This is a genomic window from uncultured Lutibacter sp., from assembly GCF_947493565.1.
GTDB lineage: Bacteria > Bacteroidota > Bacteroidia > Flavobacteriales > Flavobacteriaceae > Lutibacter > Lutibacter aestuarii.
Map to the genome: position 1 here is coordinate 60771 of NZ_CANLRG010000007.1, position 12547 is coordinate 73317.

Genomic DNA, 12547 nt, shown 5'->3' on the forward strand with positions numbered 1-12547 from the left:
TGAAAGTTAATTTTAGAAACTTATGTTGAAAATTAATACTTGGTTTTTTGATTTTTTATGGCATTTTAATTTAAACGGACAAGAAATAATTACTTGTCCGCTTAATTAGATTTTTAAAAGGAATCATAAATTTATTCCGCATCAACAGCATCTCCATCAAGTGTATAAGTAATAGGAACACTTGAACCTTTAGGAGAAACTCTTACATATCCTTGCATTTCTTGGTGTAATGCTGAACAGAAATCTGTACAATAGAATGGCCATACACCAACTTGTTTAGGTTCCCAAACAAATGTTTCTGTTTGTCCTGGCATAATTAACAATTCTGAGGTATTAGCACCAATCATTGAAATTCCATGAGGAACATCGTAATCTTGCTCTAAGTTTGTTACGTGGAAATATACTTTATCTCCAACTTGTATACCTTCAATATTATCAGGAGCAAAGTGAGAACGTATCATTGTCATATATATATGAACTTCGTTTCCATCTCTTACTACTTTAGCTTCAGCCTCACTTTTAACAGCATATTCATGTTCATTTTCTTCTAACTTAAATATTTTTTTAGAGTTAGGTTTTAATAAATCAGCTGGACAACCTGCGGCATAATGAGGTTCACCAATAGTAGGGAAATCTAATAATAATTCCATTTTTTCTCCAGTAATGTCATATAATTGAGCAGATTGTGTTACTTCAGGGCCAGTTGGTAGGTAACGATCTTTTGTAATTTTGTTCATTGCTAAAACATATTTACCAAATGGCTTACGGGAATTTCCTCCAGGAATCATTAAATGACCTACAGAATAATAAGTAGGTTTTCTATCTACCACTTCCCAAGTTCCTAATTTCCATTTTACAACTTCAGATGAAATAAAGAAAGTAGTATAAGCATTTCCTTGTCCATCAAATTCTGTATGTAATGGTCCTAATCCAGGTTGTTTAACTGCTCCAGCTAAAATTTCGTCATATTTTAAAATAGGAATTCCATAAGCTTCACCATCAAATTTTTCACCTTCAATTGCAGCTAACATTTTAGTAAATGAATGTGCTGTTAATTCGGCAGCTAATTTACCACTACCAATAATATACTCACCTGAAGGGTCTACATCACAACCATGTGGAGATTTAGGTGTTGGTAAGAAATATATTGCACCTGGAACTTCAGAAGGGTCTACTACCACTACTTCTTCTTTTATTGTTGAAGTTGCTGTATGAGTAGTTTCATTATAAACATTATGTGCATATCTTGTAGGAGCTTTTGTTCCACCACCATTATTTACATATTCTTCAATTTTTTTCCAGTTAATAGCTGCAATAAAATCTTTATCGTTTTGCGATGCATTTACCTCTAATAATGAATTAGCTTCTTCTGTATTATAGGTAGTAAAGAAAAACCATCCATGAGATTTTCCACGACCAGGGTGTGATAAATCATAGTTAAAACCAGGCATCATAATTTGGAATTTTAAATCCATTGCGCCATCTTCTGGATCTACAGAAATGAAGCTTAAAGCACCTTTAAAGTTTCCTTTGTATTCTTCAATAGGCATATCTCTTTGAGGATAAGGAACAGAAAAACGAGTTCCGGCAACCACATATTCTGTATTTTCAGTTACAAATGAAGAACTGTGATTCCCTGCAGAATTTGGTATTTCAATAATCTCTGTAGTTTCAAAAGTTGTTAAGTCAATTTTTGCAATACGAGGTGTATTGTTACCATTTATAAATACCCAACGACCATCCAATTCACCAGCTGTTTGAGAAATATCTGGGTGGTGTGAATCATCCCAAGGAATAAATCCGTGAGAAGTATTTAACATAGGTTTTGTTTCTTCGTTAAAACCATAAGCTTTTTCAGCATCAACAGAAAAAACAGGAATTACTTTGAATAAACGTCCAGAAGGTAAACCATAAACAGCTAACTGCCCACTAAATCCACCCGAAACAAAAGCATAGAACTCATCGTGTTCTCCTGGAGCTACATAAACTTTTTCTGCAGCACTTCCAGATAAGGCGCCTTGTGCTCCTTTTTTTGAGCCTCCATTTCCACAACTAGTAAATACTACTGAAAGTACGGTAATTGCTAATAAAGATTTTAAAATTGTTTTCATACTATATTTGTTTGTTTGATTGTTTTCTAAATTAAGAAAATTATTTTTCTTTTACAGTCCTAAAGTACTCTAAAATTAATCTAGCTTCTTCTTCGGTTAAACTCTGATTTGCCATTGGAGATAGATATTCTGCTAATAATTTTTTAGCTATTGGATTTTTTTCAACCATTTCTTCAGGATTTAAAATCATATTCATAATCCATTCAGGAGTTCTTCTTTCCGTTATTCCTGCTAAAGCTGGTCCAACAAATCTTTTACTCATTTTATGACAAGCAGAACATTTAGCTGAAAACACAGCTTTCCCTTTATCTGCCATAGCTTGGTCAATTTCAGTAAGCGTAACGCTAGTTATTGGACCAATACCTTTGTCTTTCATTGGATCTACTTCAACAACTTCCTTTTTTTCTTCTTTAGGAGCTGCTTTTTTATCCGATTTTTTTCCATCACTTCCACAACTTGATACCATTGCTACAACCAATGCTACTACTAATACTTTTAACTTCATTTTTTAGTTATTATTAAATTTATAAATTATTGATTATTCGGTTGGAACAAGTACGTTGTCAATTACATGAATCCAACCGTTACTGACTTGTACGGTTTTTAATATTTTTGTTCCTCCAACATAAATACCATCTTCTTTATTTTCAACGACTAAATATTTTCCAGAAGCCATATATAATTTGCGACCTTTTTTTGCTTCTTTTTTTAATTGCGTGTCTGGAAAATTTGCTGGAGCTACATGATTTTTTAATATAAAGGCTAATTGCTCTTTGTTTTCAGGTTTTAATAAATTCTCAACAGTTCCTTCAGGTAATTTTTCAAAGGCAGTGTTCATGGGTGCAAATATGGTTAATGGGCCTACATTTACTACTGCATCTTCAACTCCTGCTGTTTCAATAGCTACTACTAATGTTTTAAAATCATCTAATGATTTTGCTACTTGTAATGCATTTGCAGACGAAACATCGTCATTGACAGCTGATTGTCCTTTTCCTTCAGGTTGAACCTCTGAAGTTGTTTCTTCTTTTTCTTGTTTTTTTTCATTTCCCCCACAGGAAACCATAAAAAACACAAGTACTGCTAAAAGTGTAAAGGTTAGTTTGATTTTTTTCATTTTTCTTCTATTAACGTTAATAAATATATCACAAAAGTAATGTTGTACAGTCACTTAAAAGATGATAAAAATCATCTTTTAAAGATTAAAAGATATTTTAGTCTTTTATTATTGTAACAATAATTACATTTATACCTTGATTACAAGACTTATCTTTGTAATTAAAATAGTATATAACATTTTGTTGTAAGTAATTACAATAAAAAACGTCATAAATTAAGTATTAAAAATAGTAAAAAAATAATGAATAACACAATAATAACCAATAGTATAAGTAAGTCATTTACTTATGAGCAATATCGTTTAAAAATAAAAAATCTATTGGATGAGAGAAAGTCAACAGGCTTGGAACAATCTGAAATATTATTAGAATACAGTTTATTAAATGATAAAAGAATGGATAGGTTGGATAAAACTTTAAAAGTAACCGATGAAACCTTAAACTCTTTAAGCCAATTAAATAAACCTTTTACTTTTTTAGTGATTTCTGAGGGTTGGTGTGGAGATGCAGCACAAATAGTACCAGTATTAAATAAAATTGCAAGTGCATCAACAAAGATTAATTTAAAAATTGTTTTTAGAGATGAAAATGAAGAATTAATGAATCAGTTTTTAACAAATGGAAGTAAATCAATTCCTAAAACAATCTTATTAGATGCTAATAATCAGGTAATAACCTCTTGGGGGCCTAGACCTTCCATAGCTACTAAAATGGTGTTAGATTATAAAGAGAAAAATGGAGTTATTGATGATGAATTTAAAAAGAACCTGCAATTATGGTATAATAAAGATAAAGGGAATAGTACTCAAAACGATATTATTAAGTTATTGAAAGCATCTTAAATTAATGAACTAATTTAGATATATTTACCGTCTAAATTTTAAAAATGATTGTAGCTTATAATAAAATTCCAAATTGGTGTAAATTATGGGTTTTTCCATCGAGTAGAAAATTTTATGCTCAAGAAATTTCTACCTTAAAAGAAGCCATTGAAAATTTTTTAAATAACTGGAATAACCATGGGCAATTTTTAAATTGTTCCTATCAAATTAAATACAATCGATTTATTATTATTACGGTTGATGATTCTGAGCTTAGTTTAAGTTTAAAGTCACACGATCAACTAGTTTCTTTTATACAAGAACTTGAAGCTAAATATGAAATTATTTTATTAGATAAAATTAATGTTTGTTACAAGCAAGGTGAATTTGTGCAATATAAAGAACTAAAAGAATTTAAAAAAATGATTAAAAATAAAGGAGTTTCTCAAAAAACCATTGTTTTTAATAATATGATTATCACTAAGGAAGAGCTAGAAACTAACTGGGAAATTAATATTATGGATAGTTGGTTAGGAAGATTTTTACAAAAGTAAAATATAAAATATAAGTTTAAATTGAGGAGGTTGTAATTATAAGTTAGTAATAAACTCTTCAATTTTTATACTGTTTTTTACATTGAAATTTCCAATTTTAGTTCTACGAAGCTCAGATAAATAAGCTCCAGAATTTAAAGCTATCCCAAAATCATAGGCCAAAGAACGGATATAGGTTCCTTTGCTGCAAACGACTCTAAAAGTTATTTTTGGAAGGTTTATAGTGGTAATTTCAAAAGCTTCAATGGTTATTTTTCGGGTTTTTATTTCAGTGGTTTTACCTTCTCTAGCTAATTCATACAAACGTTTTCCATCCTTTTTTAAGGCTGAAAAAATTGGTGGTTTTTGTTCAATTTCGCCCATAAAATTTTTAGCGGTAGAATGAATTAAATCTTCAGTAATGTGATTTATAGAGTAGGTTTCATTTACTTCAGTTTCCATATCGTAACTTGGGGTAGTTGCACCTAAAGTAATTTCGCCAGTGTATTCTTTAATTTGACCCTGATACTCTTCAATTTTTTTTGTGAACTTTCCTGTACAAATTATTAATAAGCCTGTTGCTAAAGGATCTAATGTTCCAGCATGACCAACTTTTATTTTCTTTATATTAAAATGTTTCCTAATATGCCAACGCAACTTGTTTACTACTTGGAATGAGGTCCATTCTAAAGGTTTATCAATTAAAATAACTTGTCCGTTTTTGTAATCTTCTAAAGTCATTATTGTTTAGTTAATGTAATTGCAATGGCAATAATACCAATAATAAAACAATACAAAGCAAAATATGAAAGTTTACTTTTTTTAACAATTGCTATCATCCATTTACAAGCAAATAAACCCGCAATAAATGAGGCCAAAAAGCCAACGGATAAAACCCCAATTTGCGAACTATGAAAGTTGATAGATCCTGATAAAACATCTTTACTAATTTTACCAAAAATTAAAGGCACTACCATTAAAAAAGAAAATCGAGCTGCTTTGGTTCTGTCAATTCCCAATAAAACTGATGAAGATATGGTTGCTCCAGACCTAGAAATTCCAGGTAATATTGCCAAAGCTTGTGAAATACCAATTACAAAAGCATTAAAAAATGAAACATTTTTTGTAGTGTTAGCAGCTTTATCAGCAAATAATAATAGCAATGATGTAATAATTAACATAAAACCAACCAGTAAAATTTGACCGCTAAAAAAGGCTTCAAATTGGTCTTCAAAATAAAGGCCAGCAAAAACTGCTGGAATCATTGAAATGCAAATTTTTAAAGAAAATTTTAGTTCGTTATTCCATTTAAATTGAAACAAGCCTTTTAAAATTTGAAATACTTCATTTTTAAAAATAACAATAGTACTTAATGCAGTAGCAAAATGTAATACTACGGTAAAGGTTAAACTTTCTTCGGGTAATGAAGTGTCTCCTAAAAGTACTTTCATTAATTCCAAATGACCGCTAGAAGAAACAGGTAAAAATTCGGTTAATCCTTGAATAATACCTAAAATAATTGCTTCAAAATAACTCATGGTTATTTTTTTGGTTTCGCTAAAATAGCGTAAATTTCAATAGCTAAACCAATAATAACTAGGGTTGGAGCCAAACGAATTCTTCTAAAATTATAAATTTCTTCATTAAAAACTTCGGGATTGTCACTACCACCACCAGCCATTAAAATAAATCCTAGTGCAATAAATACAATTCCAACTAGCATAATGCTATAATTTCTTTTACCAAATAAGAATTGGCGTTTGTTTTGTTCTTTTTTCTTATTCATTTTAATAATAAAGTTCGTCTGTTCTTAAATTTAAAAAACGCTGAGTGGCAAAAAATGTACTTATCCAAGTAATTAAAATTCCTAAACCTATAACAGCTCCAAATAGGGTAGCTAATATTTTATAGTTATTTAATAACTCAATTTCAGGAATCATTTTATTTAGATACAGAATAAATGCTATTAAACCAGCGATTGCTACTAATGCACCTACAATTCCTAATTGAACACTTTTCCAAATAAACGGGATTCTTATAAAGCCTTTTGTAGCTCCAACCATTTGCATAGTTTTTATGGTAAAGCGTTTAGAGTAAACAGAAAGTCTGATAGAACTATTAATTAATACAACAGCAATTAAAGTGAAAACTCCACTAAAAAGTAGCATCCAAAAACTAATACGATTGATATTTTTAGTAAGTAGCTCAATTAAAGGTTTATCATAGGAAACTTCTGCAATGATACTTCTTATCAATAAACTTTTTTCAATTTCTTCCATTTTTTCTGGAGTCACAAATTCAGATTTTAAGGAAATATCGATGGCATTTTTTAAAGGATTGTCACCTAAAAATTCAACAAAATCTTCTCCAATATCTTCACTGTATTTTTTGGCAGCTTCTTTTTTTGAAATATAATGAACAGCTTTGGTGTATTCTGCTTTTTTTAATTCAGCTTGTAAAATTTCTACATCAGAAGATTTAGCATTGTCATTCAAAAAAATGGTGATTGCTACTTTTTCTTTAAAATGCTTCGTTATACTATTTGTTTTCAATACAATTAATCCTAATAAACCTACTAAAAACAATACTAAAGCAATACTTATAATTACAGAAAAGTATGATGATCTTAATCTTCTTTTTTGATATTTGTCAAACGAATTATTCAAAGGGACTAGTGTTTAATAAAGGTGCAATATACAAATTGTTGTTGAATGGTTGAATTGTTTAATAATTCATTTTTTTGTAATTATAGATTTAATTAAATGAATTTAAATTTAAGCTATTTATAACTAACGATAAAGTTCAGATTTTATTTAATACAGAAAACAAAAATTGTGTACATTTAAATCTTATTTTTGCAATATGGAAACAAACAGACAAAAAAAAATAGCAGGTGTTTTACAAAAAGACTTGGCAGAAGTTTTACAAAGCGCAGCACGTGACGGAATGAAGGGAGTTATAATATCTGTTACCAAAGTTAATGTTACAACCGATTTATCTCAGGCAAAAGTGTACTTGAGTGTATTTCCACAATTAAAACGTGATATTATTTTAAAAGGGGTTCAAGAAAATACAGCTTCTATTAGGTATGAAATGGCAAAACGTACACGTGAACAACTTAGGCGTATGCCAGAACTAACTTTCTATATTGACGATAGTTTAGATTATATTGAGGATATTGATAACGCCTTACAAGGTAAAAAGGAAAATCCAATCAAAAATCCTGATATTTTAGACAAACGTCAAAAAAGATAAATTGAATTTTCCTTTATACATAGCAAAACGATATTTATTTTCCAAAAGCAGTAACAATACGATTAACATTATTACTTTTATTGCAGCTATTGGCGTTATAGTAGGTACATTGGCATTATTTATAGTGCTTTCTGGGTTTTCTGGCTTGCGTGAATTTAGTATTGGTTTTTTAAACACTTCAGACCCCGATATTAAAATTACCTCCAAAAAAGGAAAATCGTTTTTAGTTTCGAAAGAAATAAATTCGATTTTAGATAATGAAAAAGGGATAGCATTTTATTCAAAAGTAATTGAAGAACGTGCTTTTTTTGATTTTAAAAATAAAACGCACATTGCATATATTAAAGGTGTAGATTCTAATTATATAAAAGTAAATAGAATAGACACAACAGTATATGTGGGTACTTGGTTAGATAAGGAAATCCCCTTAGGAGCTGTTGTTGGTAATGGAATCTCCAATTTATTATCCGTAGGTGTTTTTGATTTTTTAGAACCTTTAAAAATTTATGTTCCTAAACCAGGTGAAGGTTATATTACCAATCCAAACAATGCTTTTTCAAAAATAAATACACAGGCAATAGGTGTATTTTCATTAACTGATGAAATGGATAGAAAATTTACTTTTATTTCATTAGCTGTTGCTCAACAATTATTAAATTATACTCCAAATCAGGTTTCAGCAATTGAAATTAGGGTAAAAAGTATTGAAGATAGAGAAGTTATTATTACAAAAATTAAAAGTGCTTTAGGTGATGATTTTGTGGTGGAAAATAGAGAGCAATTAAATGCTGTTTTGTATAAAATGTTAAATACAGAAAATTTTGCATCTTATTTAGTTTTTACTTTGATTTTAATTATTGCCTTATTTAATGTGATAGGAGCTATAATTATGATGATTTTAGATAAAAAAGATAACCTTAAGACCTTGTATAATTTAGGAGCTACTATTAAAGAAATAAAAAGAGTATTTATTTTACAAGGCTTTTTATTATCTGTTGTTGGATTGGTAATTGGACTTTCTTTAGGGATACTTTTAGTGTTGTTGCAAAAAAAGTATCATTTATTTATGATTACTCAACATTTGGCATATCCTGTTGAGTTCACACTTTTTAATGTACTCACTGTTGTTGTAACCATTTTAGTATTAGGCTTTTTAGCATCTAAAATAGCAAGTAGTAGAATTTCTAAAAAATTAGTTGAATAATATTGTTTTTGTTAATTGAAATAATCAAAACATTCTGTCTAATTTAATTGATTATCAATCCGTAATACATTAAATTTATACTTCATAAAATTTTAAGTATAAAATCTATTCAATTATAATTAATACCTATAATTATTATTTTTTAATAAAAAATATTTATGTTTATTTTGAAACAAATTAAAAATTAAAAAATCATGAGCAATTCAAAAGAAGGTAAATGTCCTGTAATGCATGGTGGAAATACTTCATCAGATAAATCTGTAATGGATTGGTGGCCTAAGGCATTAAATTTAAATATTTTACACCAACACGATACAAAAACAAATCCTTTAAAAACCAATTTTAACTATCGTGAGGAATTAAAAAAACTGGATGTTCTAGCATTAAAACAAGATATAAATAATTTAATGACTGATAGTCAAGAATGGTGGCCTGCAGATTGGGGACATTATGGCGGATTAATGATTCGTATGGCTTGGCATTCAGCTGGAACCTATAGAATTGCTGATGGACGTGGAGGTGGTGGAACAGGAAATCAACGTTTTGCGCCGCTTAATTCTTGGCCAGACAATGTTAATTTAGATAAAGCAAGACGTTTACTTTGGCCAATTAAGAAAAAGTATGGTAATAAAATAAGTTGGGCAGATTTAATTATTTTGGCTGGAACCATTGCATATGAAAATATGGGATTAAAAACCTTTGGTTTTGCCTTTGGTAGAGAAGATATTTGGCACCCTGAACAAGATATTTATTGGGGAGCTGAAAAAGAATGGTTAGCACCAAGTGATAGTCGTTACGAAAATTTAGAAAAACCATCTTCCATGGAAAACCCTTTAGCAGCAGTACAGATGGGGTTAATATATGTAAATCCTGAAGGAGTAAATGGGAAGCCCGATCCATTAAAAACTGCAGAACAAGTCCGTGAAACTTTTAAAAGAATGGCCATGAATGATGAAGAAACAGTAGCATTAACTGCTGGTGGACATACTGTTGGAAAAGCTCATGGAAATGGAGATGCAAGTGTTTTAGGACCAGATCCAGAGTCTGCAGGTGTTGAAAAACAAGGCCTAGGTTGGTCTAATCCAAACAAATCAGGAAAAGGTCGTTATACTGTAACAAGTGGTTTAGAAGGTGCTTGGACTACTCATCCAACAAAATGGGATAATGGATTTTTTGAAATGTTATTTAACCATGAGTGGGAATTGAGAAAAAGTCCAGCAGGAGCTTGGCAATGGGAACCTATAACTATAAAAGAAGAGGATAAACCAGTTGATGTAGAAAATTTTTCTATTAGACATCATCCAATAATGACCGATGCTGATATGGCTATGAGAGTTGATCCAATTTATAAAGAAATTTCATTGAAATTTAAAAATGATTTTGAAGCTTTTTCTAATACTTTTGCACGTGCTTGGTTTAAATTAACACACCGAGATATGGGACCAAAATCTTGTTACTTTGGATCGGATTTTCCTAAAGAAGATTTAATTTGGCAAGATCCAATTCCAGAAGGGAAAAAAAACTATGATATTGAGGCAGTTAAAGAAAAAATAACAAACTCAGGATTAAGTATTTCTGAAATGGTTTCTACAGCTTGGGATAGCGCTAGAACATTTAGAGGTTCAGACAAACGTGGAGGTGCTAATGGAGCTAGAATTAGGTTGAGTCCTCAAAAAGATTGGGAGGGAAATGAACCAAAAAAATTGTCTAAAGTATTATCAGTTTTAGAACCAATTGCGGCAGAATTTGAAATAAGTATCGCAGATACTATTGTTTTAGCTGGAAATGTTGGTGTTGAAAAGGCTGCTAAAAACTCAGGAATGACTATCACAGTCCCTTTTGAACCTGGACGAGGTGACGCATCTAAAGAAATGACCGATGAAGAATCATTCGAACCATTAGAACCATTAGCAGATGGTTATAGAAACTGGATGAAAAAAGAGTATATGGTTAGCCCAGAAGAATTAATGCTCGATCGCACACAATTAATGGGATTAACAGCTCCTGAAATGACTGTTTTATTAGGAGGGATGCGTGTTATAGGAACAAATTATGGAGAAACTAAACACGGAGTATTTACAGATCATGTTGGAGCTTTATCTAACGACTTTTTTGTAAACTTAACAGACATGAGTTACGCTTGGGAGCCTTTAGAAAATGGACTTTACAACATCCGTTGCAAAAAAACAGGAAAAGTGAAATTTACAGCTACACGAATTGATTTAGTATTTGGTTCAAACTCTATTTTACGTTCTTATTCTGAATTTTACGCACAAGATGATAATAAAGAGAGATTTATTAATGATTTTGTAAATGCTTGGGTGAAAGTAATGAATGCTGATAGATTTGATTTAAACTAAAGGAAGATACAAACAATAAAAAAGCAGTTTAAATTTTAAACTGCTTTTTTTATAAACATTTAAGACATTTATATCAAGCAAACTTTTGTAAAACTTCATCAAAAACATTAAAAACATCTTGTGCAGAATCGGAAGTAACCATTTTTAAACGGTAATCTTTAAAATGTGGAATTCCTTTAAAATAATTGGTATAATGTCTTCTGGTTTCCATGACTCCAACAATTTCGCTTTCTTTCCAATCAATTTCAAGTTGAAGGTGGCGTTTCGCCATTTCTACACGTTCTGCTATAGTAACTTCAGGTAAATGTTTACCAGTTTCAAAAAAGTGCTTTACTTGTTTAAAAAACCAAGGATTTCCAATGCTTGCTCTTCCAATCATAGCGCCATCTAAACCATATTTGTCTCGCATTTCAACCGCTCTTTCAGGAGTGTTAACATCACCATTACCAAACACAGGAATATGCATTCTGGAATTGTTTTTTACTTCAGCGATTGGAGCCCAATCAGCTTCACCTTTATACATTTGAGCCCGTGTTCTTCCGTGGATGGAAATGGCTTTACAGCCAACATCTTGTAGTCGTTCAGCAACTTCTATAATTTTAATAGAATCGTGATCCCAACCTAATCTTGTTTTAACTGTAATTGGTAAATTAGTATGTTTAACCATTGCATCTGTCAAACTTACCATAAGGTCAATATCTTTTAAAATACCAGCGCCAGCTCCCTTGCTTACTACTTTTTTAACTGGACATCCAAAGTTAATATCAATAATATCTGGATTGGATTTTTCCACAATCTCAACCGTACGAAGCATAGACTCTAAATTTGCTCCAAAAATTTGAATACCAACTGGACGTTCTTTTTCATAAATATCCAATTTTTTCACGCTTTTTGCAGCATCTCTAATTAAGCCTTCTGAAGAAATAAATTCGGTATAAACAACATCTGCACCTTGTTCTTTACACAAGGCTCTAAATGGTGGGTCACTTACATCTTCCATTGGAGCTAACAACAATGGAAAGTCATTCAATTTTATGTCTCCTATTTTTACCAAATCTAAAATTTTCGGCAAATTTACTAATTATTTTCAATAGTAGACTTATTAGGGCGTTCCCTTTCAGGACGGGCTCTTTATTATATCTTTT

13 protein-coding genes are annotated in these 12547 nt (G+C 30.6%); 5 read left to right on the plus strand and 8 right to left on the minus strand.

The features are described from left to right. Positions 1 to 131 precede the first annotated feature (131 nt). From nosZ to Q0714_RS10120, 3 genes are read right to left on the minus strand one after another with little or no spacing between them, the layout of a single operon-like run. Entirely contained in the window at positions 132 to 2111 is a 1980-nt protein-coding gene (nosZ, locus tag Q0714_RS10110) for a Sec-dependent nitrous-oxide reductase (protein WP_298264654.1), read from the minus strand. Between the two features lie 40 nt (positions 2112 to 2151). Beyond that, positions 2152 to 2616, minus strand: a complete 465-nt coding sequence (locus Q0714_RS10115; protein ID WP_298264656.1) for a cytochrome c — start codon at positions 2614 to 2616, stop codon at positions 2152 to 2154. Between the two features lie 33 nt (positions 2617 to 2649). Next, positions 2650 to 3228, minus strand: a complete 579-nt coding sequence (locus tag Q0714_RS10120; RefSeq protein ID WP_298264658.1) for a fasciclin domain-containing protein — start codon at positions 3226 to 3228, stop codon at positions 2650 to 2652. Positions 3229 to 3471: 243 nt separating this feature from the next. Here Q0714_RS10120 and Q0714_RS10125 point away from each other — a divergent pair, with 243 nt between their 5' ends. Both Q0714_RS10125 and Q0714_RS10130 read left to right on the plus strand, forming a co-directional pair. Continuing rightward, positions 3472 to 4071: a thioredoxin family protein gene (locus tag Q0714_RS10125; RefSeq protein ID WP_298264660.1), complete on the plus strand. Its 600-nt coding sequence runs from the start codon at positions 3472 to 3474 to the stop codon at positions 4069 to 4071. Between the two features lie 44 nt (positions 4072 to 4115). Then, complete coding sequence (locus tag Q0714_RS10130; protein WP_298264662.1) at positions 4116 to 4604, plus strand: ABC transporter ATPase; 489 nt, start codon at positions 4116 to 4118, stop codon at positions 4602 to 4604. Positions 4605 to 4640: 36 nt separating this feature from the next. On the opposite strand, the gene truB is transcribed toward Q0714_RS10130, so the two are convergent. From truB to Q0714_RS10150, 4 genes are read right to left on the minus strand one after another with little or no spacing between them, the layout of a single operon-like run. Further along, entirely contained in the window at positions 4641 to 5324 is a 684-nt protein-coding gene (gene truB / locus Q0714_RS10135; RefSeq protein ID WP_298264664.1) for a tRNA pseudouridine(55) synthase TruB, read from the minus strand. Continuing rightward, entirely contained in the window at positions 5324 to 6121 is a 798-nt protein-coding gene (locus Q0714_RS10140; protein ID WP_298264667.1) for an undecaprenyl-diphosphate phosphatase, read from the minus strand. Before Q0714_RS10140 ends, truB begins: the two co-directional genes overlap by 1 nt. Positions 6122 to 6123: 2 nt before the next feature. Continuing rightward, complete coding sequence (locus Q0714_RS10145) at positions 6124 to 6369, minus strand: DUF3098 domain-containing protein (RefSeq protein WP_298264669.1); 246 nt, start codon at positions 6367 to 6369, stop codon at positions 6124 to 6126. A 1-nt stretch (position 6370) separates the two neighbouring features. Further along, entirely contained in the window at positions 6371 to 7249 is an 879-nt protein-coding gene (locus Q0714_RS10150; RefSeq protein ID WP_298264671.1) for a permease-like cell division protein FtsX, read from the minus strand. Between the two features lie 196 nt (positions 7250 to 7445). Between Q0714_RS10150 and rbfA the strand changes: the two genes are divergently transcribed. The 3 genes from rbfA to katG all read left to right on the plus strand — a co-directional run bounded on the left by rbfA (position 7446) and on the right by katG (position 11402). Next, positions 7446 to 7838, plus strand: coding sequence for a 30S ribosome-binding factor RbfA (rbfA, locus tag Q0714_RS10155; RefSeq protein WP_298264674.1), 393 nt, complete (start codon positions 7446 to 7448; stop codon positions 7836 to 7838). Position 7839: 1 nt separating this feature from the next. Further along, positions 7840 to 9042, plus strand: a complete 1203-nt coding sequence (locus Q0714_RS10160; RefSeq protein ID WP_298264675.1) for an FtsX-like permease family protein — start codon at positions 7840 to 7842, stop codon at positions 9040 to 9042. 194 nt (positions 9043 to 9236) lie between these two features. After that, on the plus strand, positions 9237 to 11402 hold the full coding sequence (katG, locus tag Q0714_RS10165) for a catalase/peroxidase HPI (protein ID WP_298264676.1): 2166 nt from the start codon (positions 9237 to 9239) through the stop codon (positions 11400 to 11402). Between the two features lie 73 nt (positions 11403 to 11475). On the opposite strand, the gene dusB is transcribed toward katG, so the two are convergent. Beyond that, the gene (gene dusB / locus Q0714_RS10170; protein ID WP_298264871.1) at positions 11476 to 12456 is read right to left on the minus strand and encodes a tRNA dihydrouridine synthase DusB; all 981 of its coding nucleotides are present in this window, start codon (positions 12454 to 12456) and stop codon (positions 11476 to 11478) included. Positions 12457 to 12547: the final 91 nt, after the last annotated feature.